The organism is Sphingomonas sp. KC8, from assembly GCF_002151445.1.
Lineage (GTDB): Bacteria > Pseudomonadota > Alphaproteobacteria > Sphingomonadales > Sphingomonadaceae > Sphingomonas_E.
In genome coordinates, this window is the sequence record NZ_CP016306.1 from 3,462,346 (window position 1) to 3,481,032 (window position 18,687).

Annotated in this window: 20 protein-coding genes; 11 read left to right on the top strand and 9 right to left on the bottom strand. The window is 64.9% G+C overall.

Annotated elements, in window-relative coordinates; genetic code table 11:
• Positions 1-39 precede the first annotated feature (39 nt).
• The 8 genes from KC8_RS16370 to KC8_RS16405 form a co-directional block, all read right to left on the bottom strand.
• Complete coding sequence (locus KC8_RS16370; protein ID WP_010125668.1) at positions 40-423, bottom strand: group II truncated hemoglobin; 384 nt, start codon at positions 421-423, stop codon at positions 40-42.
• A 32-nt stretch (positions 424-455) separates the two neighbouring features.
• The gene (locus tag KC8_RS16375; RefSeq protein ID WP_010125669.1) at positions 456-1,523 is read right to left on the bottom strand and encodes a Rieske 2Fe-2S domain-containing protein; all 1,068 of its coding nucleotides are present in this window, start codon (positions 1,521-1,523) and stop codon (positions 456-458) included.
• 32 nt (positions 1,524-1,555) lie between these two features.
• Positions 1,556-2,749 carry a flavin-dependent monooxygenase gene (locus KC8_RS16380; protein ID WP_010125670.1) on the bottom strand — a complete coding sequence of 398 codons (1,194 nt, stop codon included), beginning with the start codon at positions 2,747-2,749 and terminating at the stop codon, positions 1,556-1,558.
• Positions 2,750-2,775: 26 nt separating this feature from the next.
• A complete protein-coding gene (locus tag KC8_RS16385) occupies positions 2,776-3,699 on the bottom strand; it encodes a VOC family protein (RefSeq protein ID WP_037496231.1) in 924 nt (307 codons plus the stop codon).
• A gap of 151 nt (positions 3,700-3,850) precedes the next feature.
• A complete protein-coding gene (locus KC8_RS16390; protein WP_010125673.1) occupies positions 3,851-4,249 on the bottom strand; it encodes a response regulator transcription factor in 399 nt (132 codons plus the stop codon).
• 63 nt (positions 4,250-4,312) lie between these two features.
• Entirely contained in the window at positions 4,313-4,948 is a 636-nt protein-coding gene (locus KC8_RS16395) for a response regulator transcription factor (protein ID WP_010125675.1), read from the bottom strand.
• Positions 4,945-6,465 carry a PAS domain-containing sensor histidine kinase gene (locus tag KC8_RS16400; protein WP_010125676.1) on the bottom strand — a complete coding sequence of 507 codons (1,521 nt, stop codon included), beginning with the start codon at positions 6,463-6,465 and terminating at the stop codon, positions 4,945-4,947. Before KC8_RS16400 ends, KC8_RS16395 begins: the two co-directional genes overlap by 4 nt.
• Positions 6,466-6,532: 67 nt before the next feature.
• Positions 6,533-7,357, bottom strand: a complete 825-nt coding sequence (locus KC8_RS16405; protein WP_029624556.1) for a universal stress protein — start codon at positions 7,355-7,357, stop codon at positions 6,533-6,535.
• A 243-nt stretch (positions 7,358-7,600) separates the two neighbouring features.
• Here KC8_RS16405 and KC8_RS16410 point away from each other — a divergent pair, with 243 nt between their 5' ends.
• The 9 genes from KC8_RS16410 (at position 7,601) to ccoS (ending at position 16,076) form a co-directional block, all read left to right on the top strand.
• Positions 7,601-8,380, top strand: coding sequence for a Crp/Fnr family transcriptional regulator (locus tag KC8_RS16410; RefSeq protein ID WP_232455559.1), 780 nt, complete (start codon positions 7,601-7,603; stop codon positions 8,378-8,380).
• A 78-nt stretch (positions 8,381-8,458) separates the two neighbouring features.
• Complete coding sequence (ccoN, locus tag KC8_RS16415) at positions 8,459-10,111, top strand: cytochrome-c oxidase, cbb3-type subunit I (RefSeq protein ID WP_010125679.1); 1,653 nt, start codon at positions 8,459-8,461, stop codon at positions 10,109-10,111.
• Between the two features lie 11 nt (positions 10,112-10,122).
• Positions 10,123-10,857, top strand: coding sequence for a cytochrome-c oxidase, cbb3-type subunit II (ccoO, locus tag KC8_RS16420; protein ID WP_010125680.1), 735 nt, complete (start codon positions 10,123-10,125; stop codon positions 10,855-10,857).
• On the top strand, positions 10,854-11,018 hold the full coding sequence (locus KC8_RS16425) for a cbb3-type cytochrome c oxidase subunit 3 (protein ID WP_010125682.1): 165 nt from the start codon (positions 10,854-10,856) through the stop codon (positions 11,016-11,018). The genes ccoO and KC8_RS16425 overlap by 4 nt, the downstream gene beginning before the upstream one ends.
• Positions 11,011-11,910: a cytochrome-c oxidase, cbb3-type subunit III gene (ccoP, locus tag KC8_RS16430; protein ID WP_010125683.1), complete on the top strand. Its 900-nt coding sequence runs from the start codon at positions 11,011-11,013 to the stop codon at positions 11,908-11,910. The genes KC8_RS16425 and ccoP overlap by 8 nt, the downstream gene beginning before the upstream one ends.
• On the top strand, positions 11,910-13,364 hold the full coding sequence (ccoG, locus tag KC8_RS16435) for a cytochrome c oxidase accessory protein CcoG (RefSeq protein ID WP_010125685.1): 1,455 nt from the start codon (positions 11,910-11,912) through the stop codon (positions 13,362-13,364). The genes ccoP and ccoG overlap by 1 nt, the downstream gene beginning before the upstream one ends.
• Entirely contained in the window at positions 13,361-13,816 is a 456-nt protein-coding gene (locus KC8_RS16440; protein WP_010125687.1) for a FixH family protein, read from the top strand. Before ccoG ends, KC8_RS16440 begins: the two co-directional genes overlap by 4 nt.
• Complete coding sequence (locus KC8_RS16445) at positions 13,813-15,921, top strand: heavy metal translocating P-type ATPase (RefSeq protein ID WP_010125689.1); 2,109 nt, start codon at positions 13,813-13,815, stop codon at positions 15,919-15,921. The genes KC8_RS16440 and KC8_RS16445 overlap by 4 nt, the downstream gene beginning before the upstream one ends.
• Complete coding sequence (ccoS, locus tag KC8_RS16450; protein WP_010125690.1) at positions 15,918-16,076, top strand: cbb3-type cytochrome oxidase assembly protein CcoS; 159 nt, start codon at positions 15,918-15,920, stop codon at positions 16,074-16,076. Before KC8_RS16445 ends, ccoS begins: the two co-directional genes overlap by 4 nt.
• Positions 16,077-16,126: 50 nt before the next feature.
• Here the strand turns inward: ccoS and KC8_RS16455 are convergent, their stop codons facing one another.
• Positions 16,127-16,783, bottom strand: a complete 657-nt coding sequence (locus KC8_RS16455; protein WP_037496233.1) for an OmpW/AlkL family protein — start codon at positions 16,781-16,783, stop codon at positions 16,127-16,129.
• Positions 16,784-16,916: 133 nt separating this feature from the next.
• Between KC8_RS16455 and hemN the strand changes: the two genes are divergently transcribed.
• Together hemN and KC8_RS16465 are read left to right on the top strand one after the other, a co-directional pair.
• On the top strand, positions 16,917-18,236 hold the full coding sequence (hemN, locus tag KC8_RS16460) for an oxygen-independent coproporphyrinogen III oxidase (protein WP_010125692.1): 1,320 nt from the start codon (positions 16,917-16,919) through the stop codon (positions 18,234-18,236).
• A complete protein-coding gene (locus KC8_RS16465; RefSeq protein ID WP_010125693.1) occupies positions 18,226-18,444 on the top strand; it encodes a hypothetical protein in 219 nt (72 codons plus the stop codon). The genes hemN and KC8_RS16465 overlap by 11 nt, the downstream gene beginning before the upstream one ends.
• Positions 18,445-18,687: the final 243 nt, after the last annotated feature.

An 18,687-nucleotide genomic window follows, 5' to 3' on the forward strand; every position in this document is an offset into this window, starting at 1 on the left:
CATGTTTCAGTCATTCACCAGCAAATTCGACCGCGCCGCTTATTGGCGCGCCATGCCTCTCGCCATCTGGACAAAAGCATCGCCAATGCGGTGCGCCAGCGCGGGTTCGATGCCGCTGTCGGCCATTGCCCGGGCCATCGCGTCGATCCACTGGCGCGCCGTGTCGGCATTGATCCCGATCCCGCTATGAGCGGACATCACGCATGCGCCAGGCCTTGCGTCGAACCAGTCGCGCGGGCCGCCGAGCCATGCGACGAGAAAACCGGTCAAGGATGCGCGCATCGGTGCCAGATCCGGCTTGTGCAACGCGCGAAGCGCCGCATAAGCCGGGTCGGTTTCCATCAGATCGTAAAAGCGATCGACGAGGCGGGCCACCGTATCGGTGCCGCCGATCAAATCATAGGGTAACGGCTCGGCAGTCATCCGGTTATCCTCTTGCTCGCGGCGGAGCCGCGTCAGGCAACTTGCCGGACGCGGGTGTCGCATGTGACATGCACGCCATTCACCCGTTTATGGAAATCCCCGGCGCGAGCACGCGGATTGTAGAACTGGCGATACCAGATCCGTCCCTTGTGAAACGGTCCGTCATCCGGGATTTGCAGTACCGAAAGGGCCGGCTGCTTGTTAGCCCATAATTCGAAGTCCTGCGAAAAGGCGGCAAGGGCGGTGTCCTGATAGCCGCGCGCTATCGCTTCATCGGCAGCCGTCGCGTTGGTGTCTCCGGTCTTGACCATCACCGCGTGCCAGACCTTGACGACGCCATCTTCGACGGGCGTGTGGCAGATCATCATCAGCGCCGGATGCTCGCCGCCCATGCGCGACAGCAGGATCCCGGGGCCGGTGTACCAGGTATCGGTTTCGAGCATCGCTTCGCCCGTCACCAAGGTCCGGTGGCCCGCGCCGAACCGCTGCATGATGACATGATCGCGGAATTCGTTTGTGAAATAGCTGATGTCGGTGCTGCCGTGCACGGGGATGAAGTGGGCGAAATCCGTCATGTTATCGACGATTTCCTGCGGATGGATCGGCAAGGTGTCGAGGTGATCGATCCGCCAGCGTACCCAGCCGGGCTGGTTCCATTCATCGAGCGCAGGCAGATCGAAATCGGGCGCTGCACCTTCCTCGTCATGCCACATCCAGATGCAGCCCGCGCGTTCGATCACCGGGTATGTCGGGATGCAGGCCGCCTTGGGAATGCCGTGGGTGGAATAGGGAATGTCGTCGCACTGGCCATCTGGGTTGAACCGCCAGCCATGGCCGGGACAGCGGATCGAATCCCCTTCGATCTGCTGACCATCGCGAACGACGTAGGATGTGGTGTTCTTGGCGAGATGGACCCGCATGTGCGGGCAGTAGGCATCCATCAGCACCACCTGGCCGGATTGGCCACGATAGAGCACGAAATCGCGGGAAAAGAAACGCAGCGCCAATGGCTTTTCCTGCAGTTCCGCGGCATCCGCGATCATGAACCAGCCGCGTGGGAAGGTATATTCGCCGAGGCCATATTCCTTGGTCGTCGCCATGATCTTCTCCTGATTATCCGTCTTTGCCTGTGTCAGATGAAGGTGTCGCTGTTGGCCGCGCCGAACAGGACGCCGCCGAAATTCCGGCCAACCTTGTCCGGGTTGTTGGCGACGTGGGTGCGGCCGGTGTGGATATCGACGAAGGCGCGCGCGATCGGGCTACTGCGATAAACGCCCTGCGCGCCGCACGCGTAGAACAACCGTGAGATGAGTTGCGCGCAGCGATCGACGATCTGGCCCGACTGGAAACGGAACAGCAGCCGCTGATCGAGATCGAACGGCTGGCCAGCCTTGGCCTGATCCATCAGGACGCCGAAATTGCGGAACAAGGTCATCTTCATTTCATCAATCGCGGCGGCGGTTTCGGCGGCGATCAATTGGGCGGACGGATCATCGGCCGTGCGCGAAAAATCGTTGCTGCTGACCTTGTTCGTCGCATAGTCGCGGAAATCGTTGAGCGCGCCCTGCAATGCCCCGATCGACGACGAGGAAACGGCGCGCACGAAGATCTGGCCGAAGGGCAGGGTGAACAGTGGCGCATCGTTGAGCTTCAAACCCGGGCTGGTCGCCGCGAAACCGTCCTTCGAACGATGGCTGCGATAAGCGGGGACGAACGCATTTTCGACGATCACGTCATGGCTGCCGGTGCCGCGCAGGCCCAGCGTGTCCCACACGGGCAGGACGGTGAAGTCCGCTCGCGGGACGAGGAAGGTGCGATAGTCCGGTGGTCCCTTGCCATCGGCAGCCGGAACCAGCCCGCCAAGGAACACCCAGTCGCAATGATCGACGCCGCTGGAAAAGCCCCAGCGACCGCTGATCCGATAGCCGCCATCGACCGGCGTTACCTGGGCCTTGGGCATGTAGGAGGACGAGATCAGTGTTGCGGGATTTTCTCCCCACACATCCGCCTGCGCCTGCGGATCGAACAATGCGAGTTGCCAGTTGTGGACCGCGACGACGCCATAAACCCAGGCAGATGACATGCAGCCTTCGGCCAGCGTCATCTGGACGGCGTAGAAGGTTTCGGGATCCATTTCATACCCACCCCAGGCTTTGGGCTGGAGGATGCGGAACAGGCCGGCGTCCTGAAAATCGCGGATGGTTTCAGCCGGAACACGGCACTCCTGTTCGGCCTGCGCGGCGCGCGCGCGAAGCGCCGGCACCAGATCCCGCGCCCGGGCAACAAGATCGGCGGTATCGATCGATGGGGCGGTGGCGTTCTTCATCTTACTCTCCTTGGATGCTGGTGCGTTCAGGCGGCGAGCGATGCGTCGCGCGCGGCGGGCTGGCCGAAACCGATGCTGAAATCATGGCCCCACAGGCTGACGGCGGCGCTTTCGAAGACGATGTGTTCGTTCCAGTCGATGACGCGGCCGCCATAGCCATATTCGATCGCGAAACCGCCCGGCGACGCCATGTAGAAGGACGTCACTTCGTCGTTCACATGGCGGCCGAGCGTGGCCATCGGCCGGACACCGTGGCGCAGCATCCGATCCTGCGCGCGGCCGACTTCATCCATGCTGTCGACTTCGACCATCAGATGGACGCAGCCGCTGGGTACTTCGCCTTCGAACAGCGCGAGGCTGTGGTGGCGGCCATTGCCGCAATGCAGGAAGTGGATGCGCTGCGCGGTCGGGCCGTCGGGGCCATCGGTGCGGTGGACGAGGATGTCCGACAGGCCGAAGCCCATCACGTTCGCCAGGAAGGCGCAGGTTTCGTCGAAGCGGGGTGCGGGCAGCACCATGTGGCCAAGGCCGAGATCATCGGTGATGAAGCGCGAAACGCCCTGCGGGGACTGGAAGCGCTGGAAATCGCTGACATAGCCCCAGGTGATTTCGTGGCGGTTGCCCGAAGGATCGCGGAACCAGGCCATGTCCTGCACATGACGAAAGGCGATTTCCGTGGGCGTGCCGGGCGCAACATCGACGCCGGCGGCCGCGAGATCGGCGAGGGCGGCGGTGAAGGCGGCATGGTCCGCCAGTTCCCAGCCACTGGCGGCATAGCGATTGGCGGTGGCGCGCTGGACGAGGATGCGGCCGGCGCGGGCATCCATCTTGAGCGCCAGATTGAGGCCGATCGGCATGGCCATCATGCCAAGGACGTCTTCGCCATAGCGGCCCCAGGCTGTTGGATCGACCGCGTCGATGACCACGTAGGATAGTGCCCTGATCTTCATGCCGACCTCCCGAATCGCGGGGTTGTTGCAGGCAGGATATCGGTGGTTCGCCGGGAGACTTTTGATCTGGATCAAAAATGGCGACCCGAATGACGAAATGCGTAGAGAAAATTATACAAAATGACGCAATGTGCAATATTGAGGCTAAAACTCAGGCGGCTTGCGTCAATTTCTGGACCGTTTCGGTGAGGGCGCTCGCGCGGAACGGCTTTTCGATAAGCGCGCTGAACCCTTGCGCCGCGGCGCGATCGGCGAGGCCGGGGGTGGGCGAACCGGTGATTAGCACGGCGGGCCCGTGCCAGCCGCGCGCGCGCAGGCGGGCAAGCAGTTCCATGCCATCCAGGCCTTCCATGTGCAGATCGGTCACAAAACACGCGGCCTGCACGATCGTGGGATCGTTCAGCAGCGTGCCGCCGTCAGCATAAGCCCGCACGTCGAACCCCTTGCCCCGCAAAAGAAGCTGGAGAGAGCGGCGCACCGGCGGATCATCCTCCACCAACAAGATGCAGGGGCGATCCGTCTGGCAAAGCGTGTCGTCGTCGCGCGTCATCGAAATCCGTTCGTCCGGCCGGTTGCCGAAAGAATGTCATCCCAGACGCCAGCCCGGCCGTCGCTACGTAATGCTCCCGATATCCGCGCTATCGACTTCGGCGGCGAAGGCGATGCGCAGCGCATCGGACAGGCTGCGCACGTCGAGCTTGGCCATCAGATTGGCGCGATGCACTTCGACGGTTCGGGGTGAAATGCCGAGATCAAAGGCGATCGTCTTGTTGGGCAGGCCACTGGCAAGGCCGTTGAGCACATCGCGTTCACGCGGGGTGAGGCGGGCCAGCAGGACGGCGGCGGCATCGGCCCGCGCGGCGCGCCCGTCGGCGGCGGCAAGCCGATCAAACCCGGCTTCGATCGCGGCCAGCAGGGCGGCCTTTTCGAACGGCTTTTCGATGAAATCGACCGCGCCAGCCTTCATCGCGCGCACCGCGATCGAAATATCACCATGGCCGGTGAGCACGATCACCGGCAAGGCGATGCCGCGATCCACCAAGGCCCGCTGCACTTCCAGCCCGTCCATTTCGGGCATACGCACGTCGAGCAACACGCAGCCGGGCGCCGCCGTCTGGGCTTCCTTGAGGAAGGCGACACCGGACGGCCAGGTTTCCACGGCGAAGCCCGCCGTCTTGAGCATAAAGCTGGCGGATCGCCGGATCGCTTCTTCATCATCGACGATGTGGACCAACCGCTTATCCGTCATGAGGCTTCCTCTGCATCGGCGCGCACCAGCGTGAAATGAAATCGGGTTCCGCCGTCCGCGCCCGGTTCCATCCAGATGCGGCCACCATTGGCTTCGACGATCGTCCGGCAGATCGAAAGACCAAGGCCCATGCCGTCCTTCTTGGTGCTGACAAAGGCGGAAAAGAGCTGGGCGGCCACATCGGGGGCAACCCCCGGACCGGTATCGGCGACGGTGACGCGCACGAAACCCGGCTGATCGGGCTGGCTGGTGACGACGAGCCGGCGTTCGGGAGCGGACGCCATCGCATCGACCGCGTTGCGAATGAGGTTGATCAGCACCTGCTGGATCTGCACCCGATCGACCAGCACGGGCGACGCATAAGGATCGAGATCGAAACGCGGGGCGATGCCCCTTTCGCTGGCGCCCATCAGGCCAAGGACGGCGGCTTCGTTGATCAGTTGCGGCAATTTTTCGACGGTTTTTTCGACTTCGCCGCGCGCCACGAAATCGCGCAGACGGCGCACGATATGGCCGGCGCGCAAGGCTTCCTTCGCGGCGTCGTCCAGCGCTTCGCGGATCATCGGCAGATCATCGGGATCGGGCTGGCCGAGCAGATCACGGATTGCTTCGACATAATTGGTGACGGCGGTGATCGGCTGGTTGAGTTCGTGCGCCAGGGTGGACGCCATCGTGCCCATCGCGCTGACGCGGGCAACATGGATCAGTTCGGACTGTAATTCTTCAAGCTGTTCCTGGGTGCGCCGCCGTTCGGTGAGATCGCGGATGAAACCGGTGAACAAGCGGGATTCGCTGCCCGCCGCCTCGCCGATGGCCAGTTCCATCGGAAAGGTCGATCCATCGCGCCGTTCGCCGAATACGACACGGCCGATGCCGATGATGCGTTTTTCCCCGGTTTGCAGGTAGCGCCGGATATAGCCATCATGCCGTTCGCGATCGGGCGAAGGCATCAGCATACTGACATTGTTGCCGACGACTTCGGCCTCGCGATAGCCGAACAGCCGTTCGGCCGCGGCGCTGAAGGACAATATGTCGCCACGTTCGTCGATGACGACCATCGCATCGGGCACGGTGGACAGAATCGAGCGCAGATGGCTTTCGCTGGTCCTGAGCGCGGCTTCGGCGGCCCGGCGATCGGTGATATCCGCCAGCACCTTGGCAAAGCCGCGCGCAGCACCGCTATCGTCGGACAAAGCGGTGATCGCGATGCTGGCGAGAAATTCGGACCCATCCTTGCGGATGCACCAGTCTTCGCGTTCGAGCCGGCCGGCGGTGCGGGCCGCGGCGAGATCGGCGGCCGGCCGGCCAGCGGCAATCGCATCGGCCGGATAGAACAGGGCATCATCGCGGCCGATAACTTCGTCGGCGGCCCAGCCGGTGAGGCGTTCGCCCCCCCGGTTCCAGATCGTGACCCGGCCAGCAGGATCGACCATGTAGATGGCCAGCCCCTGCGCGCCATCGATCAGCAGATTGAGTTCGTCAGCGAGCTGAAGCGAATGACCCTTGGAAACCGGCATGGCTGAACCAGTACCGCGCCCGTTCCCGTTCGGCAAAAGATTGTCGCGGGTGAGCGGACAACCTTTCTCAATGGACCATGAGGATCGGCAATTGTGTTCCGGCGATCAGATCGCGTGTCACGCCGCCCAACAGGATTTCGCGGAAGCGCGAATGGGCGAAGGCGCCGATCGCCAGCAAATCGGCGCCGCGATCGCGCGTGAACGACTGCAGAACCTGTGCGATCGGCTGGCCGGCGGATGCTTCGCGGTGGACGTCCACCTGAAATCCGTGGCGGGCCAGGTGGCGGGCGATATCGCTGCCGGGCGCCGGCCCGTGGCCATCCGGCGACGGCACGGCATCGATCGTCACCACATCGATCCGCGCGCCGGGATCGGCAAAGGCGATCAGCGCGCGCGCGGCGCGGGCGGCTTCGGCCGACGCGTTCCACCCCAGCACGGCATGGGTGACAGGGCCGGGCTGCCAATCATCCGGTGAAAGCAGCGTGTGGGCGCCGGCACCAATCACCGTTGCTTCGATCGCATGGCGGCGCAGGCGGGTGTCGACCCAACAGGAGGACGGACCGAACAGCACCAGATCGGCATAGCGCCCTTCGACATTGACGAGACCCGGCAGCAAGGTGGGATCGTCGCAAAATCCGCGGACATCCGCGGCAATGCCCATTTGCGTGACCCGATCGCGGATGGCGGCGAGCTGCTGTTCATGTTCCGTGTCACGCTCCGGCGCGGGCCAGGCATAGCCGATCGGATCATAGGCCGTGATCAGGATGGCCTGTTCCGTCAGCACCGTGACACCGAGATGGGCGTCGTGGCGCCGGGCCAGTGCAATGGCCGTATCGATGGCCGGCAGGCATTGATCGCCGCCTTCGACAACCGCCAATATGTCTTTGAGCATCGTTCACCTCCTGCGGGCGTGTGTGCGAAATTCGCACGGCTCGGCCGGATCCGCACTGCGTATGTCTACGTATGACGATCGTGCGGCCGGATCCTGAAGGCCGGATTCTGTAGGAACGTGGCGCTGCGCGGATGGTTGCGCCGGCGCTGACGGGCAGCGCGCCTGCCCGTGCCCGTTCGGCCCACCGCCGGGGCGTCCGTACAAATGCGTATATCGTTGCGCGCACGCCAAAACGAGAAGGCGGTGAGCCGGTGGCACCGAACTGCCACCGGCCACAAGGGCGGAGATTTTCCGATGTATGTCGAGCCATCGGGGCAGGATGGAGAAGCGGAGGCGGGGCATGATCCGTCGCCATGCGCAAGCTGTGCGGTGCGCGCCGATGCGTTTTGCGGGTCCCTTGCGGCGCCGGCGCTGGGCGAACTGCATCGGCTGGGCCGCAAGGTTCGGCTGAAGCGCGGGCAGGCGCTGATCTGGCAGGGGGCTGAATCCACGCTGGTCGGCAACGTGCTGGAAGGCGTGCTCAAAATGTCCGCCATGTCGCGCGACGGGCGCGAGCAGATTGTGGGCCTGGCTTATCCTGCCGATTTCATCGGCCGGCCGTTCGGCAAGAACAGCCGCCAGACGATCACCGCGCTGAGCGACGCGCATCTGTGCGTGTTCAGCCGGGCGGCGTTCGATTCCTTTGCGACAGGCCATGCCGGGATGGGCGAAGCGTTGCTGCGCCGCGCGCTCGACGATCTGGATGGCGCGCGGCGCTGGATGCTGCTGCTGGGCCGCACATCGGCGATGGAGCGCGTCGCCACCTTGCTGCTGGATGCGGCCGAGCGGCTGGAAGGCGCGGCCGGCAAGACGTTCGCCCTGCCGTTCAGCCGCCAGCAGATGGCCGACATACTGGGCATGGCGATCGAAACCGTAAGCCGGACGATGACCCGCCTGCGCGACGGGGGCGTGATCGCGCTGCCGGGCGGGCGGCAGATCGCGGTGCGTGACAGGAATGCGCTGCGCGAGGCCGCCGGCGGCTGAATTTTTGACGATGATCAATGCTGGCCAACCCCCGAAGGACGAGGGGAACGCCGTACATTTTCCGAACAGGGATCGCAGATGGACGGATTGGTATTGAAAGCCGGAGGCTGGTTTCTGATCAGTTTCCTGGCGATGGCGGCTGCGGCGCTCGCCGTGGATGGCGGCTTTGCCGTGCAGATGGCGATCGTGGCGGCAGCCGCGCTGGCCGCGCTGGTATGGACGCTGCGGACGGCTGACTATGAGGCGATGGCGGGCCTTGCCCGGCCGAAACCCGCGCCGACCGGCTATGATGACGAAATCATCCGCTGGGGCGTGATCGCGACGATGGCCTGGGGGATCGTCGGCTTTCTCGCCGGCCTCTACATCGCGTTGCAGCTGGCCTTTCCGGCGCTGAACCTGGGGCTGGAATATACGACGTTCGGGCGGCTGCGGCCGTTGCACACGTCGGCGGTGATCTTCGCGTTCGGCGGCAATGCGCTGATCGCGACCAGCTTCTGGGTGGTGCAGCGCACCTGCCGCGCCCGGCTGGCCTTCCCCGGCCTCGCCCGCTTCACCTTCTGGGGATATCAGCTGTTCATCGTGCTGGCGGCGAGCGGCTATCTGCTGGGCATTACCGAGGCCCGCGAATATGCCGAGCCGGAATGGTATGTCGATATCTGGCTGACGATCGTCTGGGTGGCGTATCTGGCGGTCTATGTCGGCACCATCGTGCGGCGGCATGAACCGCATATCTATGTCGCCAACTGGTTCTATCTGTCGTTCATCGTCACCGTGGCGATGCTCCACATCGTCAACAACCTGTCGATGCCGGCCAGCCTGTTCGGTTCGAAATCCTATTCGCTGTTCGCCGGCGTGCAGGATGCGCTGACGCAGTGGTGGTACGGGCATAACGCGGTCGGCTTCTTCCTGACCGCCGGCTTCCTCGGCATGATGTATTATTTCGTGCCCAAGCAGGCCGAACGCCCGGTCTTCAGCTACCGGCTGTCGATCGTCCATTTCTGGTCGCTGATCTTCCTCTACATCTGGGCGGGGCCGCACCACCTGCACTACACCGCGCTGCCCGATTGGGCGCAGACGCTGGGCATGGTCTTTTCGATCATGCTGTGGATGCCGAGCTGGGGCGGCATGATCAACGGCCTGATGACGCTATCGGGCGCGTGGGACAAGATCCGCACCGATCCGATCATCCGCATGATGGTGCTGGCGCTGGCCTTCTACGGCATGAGCACCTTCGAAGGCCCGCTGATGAGCATCAAGACCGTCAACAGCCTGTCGCATTATACCGACTGGACGATCGGCCATGTCCATTCGGGGGCGCTCGGTTGGAACGGGATGATCACCTTCGCCGCGGTCTATTTCATGACGCCCCGGCTGTGGGGCCGCGAGCGGCTCTATTCGCTGCGGATGATCAACTGGCACTTCTGGTTGGCGACGCTGGGGATCGTTCTTTACGCATCGTCGATGTGGGTGGCGGGCATCATGCAGGGGCTGATGTGGCGCGAATATGGGGCCGACGGCTACCTCGTGAACGCCTTTGCCGACGTCGTCGCCGCGATGAAGCCCTATTACCTGATCCGCGCTGCCGGCGGCGTGCTGTACCTGGCGGGCGCGCTGATCATGGCGTGGAACATCGCGATGACGATCCGTGGCCGCCTGCGGGACGAAGCACCGCTTTCCGACGCCCCCTACAATCCCGCGCTGGACAAACCGATCCAGCCCGCGGCCGCCTGAAGGATCGCCCGATGGCCATCAAGAAACTCGATCACGGCAAGATCGAACGCAACGTCACCTTGCTTTTCATCCTTTCGCTGATCACCGTTTCGATCGGCGGCATCGTCGAGATCGCGCCCTTGTTCTGGATCGATTCGACGGTGGAGAAGGTGGAGGGCGTGCGGCCCTATACCCCGCTCGAACAAGCGGGCCGGAACATCTACATCCGCGAGGGTTGTTATAACTGCCACAGCCAGATGATCCGCCCGTTCCGCGACGAAGTGGAACGGTATGGGCATTACAGCCTGGCAGCGGAAAGCATGTACGATCACCCGTTCCAGTGGGGATCGAAGCGCACCGGGCCGGACCTGGCCCGCGTCGGCGGCCGTTATTCGGATGAATGGCACGTCCAGCACCTGGCCGATCCGCAATCGGTGGTGCCGGAATCGATCATGCCGCCTTACGCCTTCCTGCGCGAGCGCAAGCTGGTGATGCCCGGCGTGCGCGATCATCTGGTCGCGCTGCGCCGGGTGGGTGTGCCCTATAGCGACGAGGACCTCGACAAGGCGCTGGACGATCTGCAGGCGCAGGCCGATCCCGACGCCGACACCGCCGATCTGCGCAAGCGTTACCCCAAGGCGCAGGCCCGCGATTTCGATGGCGATCCCAAGCGCGTGACCGAAATGGATGCGCTGGTCGCCTACCTCCAGATGCTGGGCACGCTGGTCGACACCCGCGCGGCCGAACCGATGGAGCAGGCGAAATGACCTATGACGCCCTGCGTCACGCGGCGGACAGCTGGGGACTTTTGTTCCTGACGATCGTGTTCCTGCTGGCGGTGTGGCGCGCCTGCCGCCCATCCGCCCGCGCCCTGCACGACGATGCCGCCCAAATCCCCTTTCGCGATGAAAGCCCCCGTCATGACTGACAGGAACGCCAAGACAGACAAAAGCGGCGCAACCGGTGGTCCCGAAAAAACCGGCCCCAAGACGATGGGGCATGAGTGGGACGGTATCGAGGAACTGGACAATCCGATGCCACGCTGGTGGCTGTGGAGCTTCTATGCCTCGATCGTGTTCGCGATCGGCTATTGCATCGTCTATCCCGCGATCCCGCTGGCGCGCAGCGCGACCGCCGGCACGTTCGGCTGGACCAGCCGGGGCGACCTGAAGGCGGATATCGAGAAGGTCGAGGCGGGCCGGGCGGAGTTCATGCGCACGGTGGCGACAACGCCGATCGAACAGATCGATCCGCAGTCGCCGCTGATGCGCCAAGCCGTGGAAGGCGGGCGCGCCGCATTCAAGGTGCATTGCGTGCAGTGCCACGGATCGGGTGCGGCCGGCAGCAAGGGATATCCCAATCTGAACGACGACGACTGGCTGTGGGGTGGCGATCGCGCCGCGATCCGCCAGACGCTGGTCCACGGCATCCGCCAGCCCGATGACGACAAGACCCGGCTGTCGATGATGCCGGCATTCGGCCGCGACGGCATATTGACCGCGGATCAGATCCACGATGTCGTGTCCCACGTCCGCGTCATCGCCGGACAGGATAAAGCGGATGCCTCCGCACGGCGCGGCGCACCGCTGTTCGAGGCGAACTGCGCGGTGTGCCACGGCAGCGACGGCAAAGGCCTGCGCCAGTTCGGGGCGCCCAATCTGACGGACCGCATCTGGCTGTATGGCGGCGATCGCGACAGCGTGACCGCGACCGTGACCAATGCCCGTGGCGGGGTGATGCCGGCCTGGGGCCAGCGGCTGGACCCGGCCACGATCAACATGCTGACCGCTTATGTCCATTCGCTGGGTGGGGGCGAATAATGGCTGGCCATGACGATCGCACCGGGGGGAGTGGCGGGCTTTATGTCCGCCGCGCCGATATCTTCCCGCGCGCGATCGACGGCTTTTACCGCCGCCTGAAATGGGCGATCATGGCAGTGACGCTGACGATCTACTATGTCACGCCCTGGCTGCGGTGGGATCGCGGGGCTTATGCCCCCGATCAGGCGGTGCTGGTCGATCTGGCGAACCGCCGTTTCTATTTCTTCGATATCGAAATCTGGCCGCATGAATTTTATTATGTGGCCGGTTTGCTGGTGATGGCTGGTGTGGGCCTGTTCCTGGTCACATCCACCGTCGGCCGGGCGTGGTGCGGCTATGCCTGCCCGCAGACCGTGTGGACCGACCTGTTCCTGCATATCGAACGCGCGATTGATGGCGATCGCAATGCGCAGATCCGCCTGCGCGCCGCGCCGCTGAGCGCCGGCAAGATCGCCAAGCGTGTGCTGAAGCATGGCATCTGGCTGCTGATCGCCCTGCTGACCGGCGGCGCGTGGGTATTTTATTTCGCCGATGCGCCGACCCTGGCGCGCGACCTGCTGACCGGCGATGCGGCGGTGGTGGCTTATTCCACCGTCGCGGTGCTCGCCTTCACCACCTATGTGCTGGGCGGTTGGATGCGCGAACAGGTGTGCATCTACATGTGCCCATGGCCGCGCATCCAATCGGCCATGCTGGACGAACGATCGCTGATCGTCACCTACAAGGACTGGCGCGGCGAACCGCGCAGTCGGGGGATGAAGAAGGATGCGGGAGCGCCGACCGGCGATTGCGTCGATTGCGGCGCGTGCGCGGCGGTGTGCCCCACCGGCATCGACATTCGCGATGGCGCGCAGTTCGAATGCATCACCTGCGCCCTGTGCATCGATGCGTGCGACGATGTGATGGCGCGGATCGGCCGGCCGCGCGGGCTGATCGATTATGCCACTTTGGAAGATTGCAAGGCCGAAGCCGCCGGCGCGCCGCCGGTATCGATCGCCCGGACGATGCTGCGCCCGCGGACGTTGCTGTATTTCGCGCTGTGGGGGGTGATTGGCCTGGCCATGATGTTCGCGCTGGGCAACCGCACGCGGATGGACCTGTCCGTCGCGCATGATCGCAACCCATTGTGGGTGCAACTGAGCGATGGTGCGATCCGCAACGCCTACACCATCAAGCTGCGTAACATGGAATCGCGACCGCGCGATTTTGTGCTGACGCTGGATGGCCTGGCCGATGGCGCAATGTGGGAATCGCTGGGGAACGAGGCGGAATCCGCCCGTACGCTGCGGTTCAGCGTGGCGCCCGACAGCGTGGACCAGCGCCGCATCTATGTGCGTGCGGGGGCGGACGGGGGGGCGGCCGAACCCTTTGCCTTCACGCTCAGCGCCGCCGATGGCGCCCACGAAACCGACAAGGCCGAAACCCGCTTCGATCGTCCGGGAGACCAACCATGACCCGTCCTTTTACCGGCCGCCACATGGGGATCGCGATGGTCGCCTTTTTCGGCGTCATCATCAGCGTCAACCTGTTGATGGCGACGTTGGCGACGCGCAGTTTCGGCGGGCTGATCGTCGCCAACGGCTATGTCGCCAGCCGCCAATATAATGGCTGGCTGGAAGCGGCGCGCACGCAGGATGCGCTGGGCTGGACGGCCGCGGTGGCGCGCGCGGACGGCGGCGTCGAACTGATCGCCACGGCGGAAGGGGCCGCGCTGGATGGTGCCGCGGTAACGGCGACCGCATCGCATCCGCTGGGCAGGCTGCCGGCGAGGTCCTTGCGCTTTCGGGCGATCGGGCAGGGGCGGTACCAGTCGATCGAGCCGCTGCCGGCGGGGCGGTGGCGGGTCCATGCCACGTTGCGCAAAGGCGGGAACGATTTCCGCATGGTCGGGGATATCGCGGCATGATCGCCGCAGCGCATAGCGAGTTCGTGCTGCCTGGCGTGCGCTGCGCCGGATGCATCGCCAAGATCGAAGGGGGGTTGCGCGACACGCCCGGCGTGATCGAGGCGCGGGTGAACTTTTCCGCCAAGCGCGTGGCGATCGACCATGATGCGACGATCGATGTGGTTGCGCTGAAGGATGCGCTGGCGGCCATCGGTTTTGCCGCCGAGCCGATCAAACTGGCGTCGACGCAGCCCGATGATCGCGAGGGACGCGAACTGGTGCGGGCGATCGGCGTGGCCGGGTTTGCCGCGATGAACGTGATGCTGTTGTCGGTGGCGATCTGGTCCGGCGCGGAAGGCGCGACGCGGCAATTGTTCCACTGGCTATCGGCGATGATCGCGATGCCGGCGGTGGCCTATGCCGGGCGGCCATTCTTCCGTTCGGCGTGGGGCGCGCTCAGGCACGGGCGGACCAACATGGACGTGCCGATTTCGATCGGCGTGCTGCTGGCGACGGCGATCAGCCTGTTCGAAACGATCGTCGGCGGGCGGCACGCCTATTTCGACGGCGCGGTATCGCTGCTGTTCTTCCTGCTGGCGGGGCGCCTGCTCGATAATGCCATGCGCAACCGCGCGCGCGACGGGGCGGCGGCCCTGCTGCGGCAGACCGCGCCGGGCGGCACCGTGCTGCACCCCGACGGGACGAGCGCGTGGCTGGCGGCCGAAGCGATCGAGCCGGGCATGCAATTGCAGGTGGCGATGGGCGAACGGCTGGCTGCGGACGGTGTGGTCGAGCTTGGCGCCAGCAGCATGGACATGGCGATCATCACCGGCGAAAGCTGGCCCGAACCGATCGCCGAAGGCAGCCGCGTCGTGGCCGGTGCGCTGAATGTCGATGCGCCGATCATCGTGCGCGTGACGGCGGCCGGGCCGGATACCAGCATATCGCGGATGGCGCGGCTGATGGAAGCGGCGGGGCAGGGGCGATCGCATTATGTGCGGCTGGCCGATCGCGCGGCGCGTTATTATGCGCCGGCGGTGCATCTGCTGGCGGCATTGAGCTTTGCCGGCTGGATGATCGCGGGCGCGGGCTGGCATGAATCGCTGCTGATCGCGGTGACGGTGCTGATCATCACCTGCCCGTGCGCGCTGGGGCTGGCGGTGCCGGTGGCGCAGGTGGTGGCGGCGGGCGCGCTGATGCGGCGCGGCGTGCTCGTCAAGGATGGGTCCGCGCTGGAACGGCTGGCGGAGGCGGATTGCGCGCGGTTCGACAAGACCGGGACATTGACCGTGGGCCGGCCCGAGCCGGTGGGGGAATGGGTGCTGGCGGATGCGGAAGCGCCGCTGGCGCTCGCCCTGGCGCGGGCGAGCCGGCACCCCCTGTCGGCGGCGCTGGTGCGCACGCTGGAAGGCAAGGGCGTACAGGCGGCGGACGTCGCCGACCTGCTGGAAATTCCCGGGCTTGGCGTGGAGGCGACGTGGCAGGGCAAATGGGTGCGGCTTGGCCGGCCCGAATGGGTGGGCGTGACGGGACACGACCGGCTGGCGACGGCCTTTGCGCTGGAAGGCGCGCCGCCGCGCCTGCTGGAATTTGCCGATCGGCTGCGGCCGGACGCGGCCGCTGCGATCCGCCGGATGGAGCGCGACGGGTTCGATGTCGCGATCATTTCGGGTGATCGGGGCGAAGCGGTGGCGCCGGTGGCGCGCGAACTGGGGTTGCTGGCGCTGGTTGGCATGACGCCCGAAGCCAAGCTGGCCGCGGTCGAGCGGCTGGAACAGGCAGGGCGCAAGGTACTGATGGTCGGCGACGGCCTCAATGATGGCCCGGCGCTCGCCGCCGGCCATGTTTCGATCGCGCCGGCATCGGCCAGCGACGTCGGCCAGACCGCCGCCGATATCCTGTTCCTGGGCGATAGCCTGATGCCCGTGCCGATCGCGGTTTCGGCCGCGCGGCGGACGTTGCGGGTGGTTCGCCAGAATTTCGCGCTGGCGATCGGCTATAACGTGCTGGCGGTGCCGCTGGCGATCGCGGGCTATGTGACGCCGCTGGTGGCGGCGGTGGCGATGTCGTCGTCGTCGATCATCGTTATCGCCAATGCGCTGCGGCTACGGAGGTGCGCACGATGAATGGCCTTGCTTTCCTGATCCCCGTCGCCCTGCTGCTGGGGCTGGGCGGGCTGGGTGCGTTCTTCTGGTCGCTCAGGGCCGGGCAACTGGAGGATCTGGACGGCGCCGCGCTGCGCATCCTGATCGACGACGAAACCGAGACGCAAAAAAAGTAGGGGAAGGCGGGTGCCTTCCCCCACAGGGGGAGAGAGGGTGGGATCGCGGGTCAGAAGCGCATGCCGACGCCTATGCCGAAGACCAGCGGATCAAGATGAATGCGGGTGTGCTGCGTGCCGATCGCCGTGGTCGTCAGCCGCGCGGTGGTATCGATATCGATATATTTGACGTCGAAATTGACGAAGACGCGTTCGCTGATCGGCACGTCGACACCCGCCTGAAGCGCCCAGCCGAAGCTGTCCTTCATATGGACCTTCGTCTTGCCGACGGCCGCTTCCAGCCCGCCCGACGCATCTTCGGAATAGAAGATCGTGTAGTTCACACCCGCGCCGACATAAGGCCGAACCGGGCCATCGGGGGCGAAATGATATTGCAGCGTCAGCGTCGGCGGCAGCACCCAGGTCGATGCCAGCCGGCCGATCGAGCCGGTGGTGCCGGTCTTGCCGCTGGCGCGGTGCTTGGTTGTCGCCACGATCAGTTCGGCGCCGACATGCTTGCTGAGCATGTAGGTGAAATCCACCTCGGGCATGATGCTGTTGTTCACCTGCACCCCTTCGGCAGGGAAGGTGGGGGTGATGCCACTGGAACTTTCGTTCGGCGCGACCATGATGCCGCGAACGCGAACCAGTATATCGCCCTTTTCGGCCTGAGCCGGCGAGGCGAGGGCAGTTGCCGCCAGCAGGGTGAGCGCGAAGGCCCGGTACATTTGTTTCCCCTTCGGAATGTTGTCCGTCAGGGAATCGATTAAACCGGGCCAAACATCCGCACCTTGATCGAAGACAAGCCTTTCGTTGACGTGGATCAAGGAGGGGGCGCGCAAAGGGGGCTAAGCATGGGCCATGTGGACCTATCATCCCGAATTGCTGGGCCGCCCGGTACCGCGCTACACCAGCTATCCCACCGCCGCCGAATTTCATGACGGCATAAGCGAGGCCGACATGGCCGCCGCGATCGATGCGGTGCCGGAGGAGGCGCCGCTCTCGCTGTATCTGCATATCCCTTATTGCAAGGAGATCTGCTGGTATTGCGGCTGCAACACCGGCGCCGCCAATCGCGGTGGGCGGCTGACCGCTTATCTTGAGGCGCTGGAAACCGAAATCGATCTGATCGCCGATCGACTGGCGGGGCGCGGACGGGTGCGGCGGATCGCATTCGGTGGCGGCAGCCCCAATGCGATTGCGCCCTGGCGTTTCGTCCATCTGGTCGAGACACTGGAGCGGCGGCTGGGCGTGGGCGATGCGACGCTGTCGATCGAACTGGACCCGCGCACGCTGGACCGTGCGTGGCTGGATGCGATCGCCGGGCTGGGCGTCGCAAGCGCCAGCCTTGGCGTGCAGACCTTCGCGCCGCAGGTGCAGGCGGCGATTGGCCGCATCCAGCCGGCCGAGATGATCGAGCGCGCGACGGACGGGCTGCGCATGGCCGGGGTTCGATCGATCAACTTCGATCTGATGTACGGCCTGCCGCATCAGGGTGTTGCCGAACTGGACGACAGCCTGACGCGGACGATCGCGCTGGGGGCGGACCGGATCGCGGTGTTCGGTTATGCCCATCTGCCCAAGCTGTTGCCGCGCCAGCGCCGCATCGACGATGCCGATCTGCCCGACCTGCGCACGCGGTTCGACCAGTCGGCTTATGCGCATGACCGGCTGGCAGGCGCCGGGTATCGCGCGATCGGCTTCGATCATTTCGCGCAGCCTGGCGATCCGCTGGCGCAGGCGGCGGCCGAAGGACGGTTGCGGCGCAATTTCCAGGGCTTTACCGATGATGATTGCGACTATCTGATCGGCATGGGCGCCAGCGCGATCAGCCAGTTTCCCGGCCTGATCGCCCAGAATGAAAAAATGGCCGGCCGGTATCGGATGCTGGCATTTTCCGGCCGCCTGCCGGCCCGTCGCGGGATCATGCGATCGGCCGATGATCGTCGACGGGGCAGGATCATCGAACAATTGCTATGTCAGGGTAGCGCCGATCTGGGCGCCGATATGGTGGCGCAGGTGCAAGGGGCGCTTGCGCAGGCGGAAGCGGCCGGGCTGGCGCGCTTTGCCGGCAATCGCCTCGAATTGACGGTGCAGGGCCTGCCTTATGCCCGCACGATCGCCAGCGCGATCGACGCCTATCGGGACATTTCGACCGGGGGGTTCAGCCGTGCCGTTTAGCACCACCCTGGCCGGACTGGCGGTGGCCAGCCTGCTGTTCGGCGGCACCAATGCCGCCGACGCGCACCCGGCGTCGATGCGGATCGCCCTGTGCAATGGCGGGTTCGTCGATATCCCGGTCGATCGCCAGAAGGACGGGTCGCGCGACGATTGCATGGGCCTTGCCTGTCATGCGGCGACCGAACGACGCCGCAAGGCCGAAGCCTGAATACGCCACATAATCCTTATCCTGCCATGCGATAACCGGCATTTGCGCCGGGTGATCGGAACCGCCTTGGCCGCATTGCAATGGACGCGGGAAATGTGGCAGTCCCGCCGTGGGGAAAGAACCTTACCAATATCGAACGTCCATTGTTCGATGTTGAGTTGGCGTCACCTGAACAGATCAATGCGAACCAGGCGTATTGCAGCGCCGCGGACTGATGGGTCGACGTCCGGTTCCGGATTTAGG

Excerpts from the sequence above, each read along its gene's own strand:
- ccoG (WP_010125685.1), top strand. The coding sequence starts at position 11,910 with ATGGCTGGCCATGACGATCGCACCGGGGGGAGTGGCGGGCTTTATGTC.
- KC8_RS16380 (WP_010125670.1), bottom strand. The coding sequence starts at position 2,749 with ATGAAGAACGCCACCGCCCCATCGATCGATACCGCCGATCTTGTTGCC.
- KC8_RS16395 (WP_010125675.1), bottom strand. The coding sequence starts at position 4,948 with ATGACGGATAAGCGGTTGGTCCACATCGTCGATGATGAAGAAGCGATC.
- KC8_RS16405 (WP_029624556.1), bottom strand. The coding sequence starts at position 7,357 with ATGCTCAAAGACATATTGGCGGTTGTCGAAGGCGGCGATCAATGCCTG.
- KC8_RS16390 (WP_010125673.1), bottom strand. The coding sequence starts at position 4,249 with ATGACGCGCGACGACGACACGCTTTGCCAGACGGATCGCCCCTGCATC.
- ccoN (WP_010125679.1), top strand. The coding sequence starts at position 8,459 with ATGGACGGATTGGTATTGAAAGCCGGAGGCTGGTTTCTGATCAGTTTC.
- KC8_RS16385 (WP_037496231.1), bottom strand. The coding sequence starts at position 3,699 with ATGAAGATCAGGGCACTATCCTACGTGGTCATCGACGCGGTCGATCCA.
- hemN (WP_010125692.1), top strand. The coding sequence starts at position 16,917 with ATGTGGACCTATCATCCCGAATTGCTGGGCCGCCCGGTACCGCGCTAC.
- ccoS (WP_010125690.1), top strand. The coding sequence starts at position 15,918 with ATGAATGGCCTTGCTTTCCTGATCCCCGTCGCCCTGCTGCTGGGGCTG.
- ccoO (WP_010125680.1), top strand. The coding sequence starts at position 10,123 with ATGGCCATCAAGAAACTCGATCACGGCAAGATCGAACGCAACGTCACC.
- KC8_RS16425 (WP_010125682.1), top strand. The coding sequence starts at position 10,854 with ATGACCTATGACGCCCTGCGTCACGCGGCGGACAGCTGGGGACTTTTG.
- KC8_RS16375 (WP_010125669.1), bottom strand. The coding sequence starts at position 1,523 with ATGGCGACGACCAAGGAATATGGCCTCGGCGAATATACCTTCCCACGC.
- KC8_RS16370 (WP_010125668.1), bottom strand. The coding sequence starts at position 423 with ATGACTGCCGAGCCGTTACCCTATGATTTGATCGGCGGCACCGATACG.
- KC8_RS16455 (WP_037496233.1), bottom strand. The coding sequence starts at position 16,783 with ATGTACCGGGCCTTCGCGCTCACCCTGCTGGCGGCAACTGCCCTCGCC.
- ccoP (WP_010125683.1), top strand. The coding sequence starts at position 11,011 with ATGACTGACAGGAACGCCAAGACAGACAAAAGCGGCGCAACCGGTGGT.
- KC8_RS16400 (WP_010125676.1), bottom strand. The coding sequence starts at position 6,465 with ATGCCGGTTTCCAAGGGTCATTCGCTTCAGCTCGCTGACGAACTCAAT.
- KC8_RS16440 (WP_010125687.1), top strand. The coding sequence starts at position 13,361 with ATGACCCGTCCTTTTACCGGCCGCCACATGGGGATCGCGATGGTCGCC.
- KC8_RS16445 (WP_010125689.1), top strand. The coding sequence starts at position 13,813 with ATGATCGCCGCAGCGCATAGCGAGTTCGTGCTGCCTGGCGTGCGCTGC.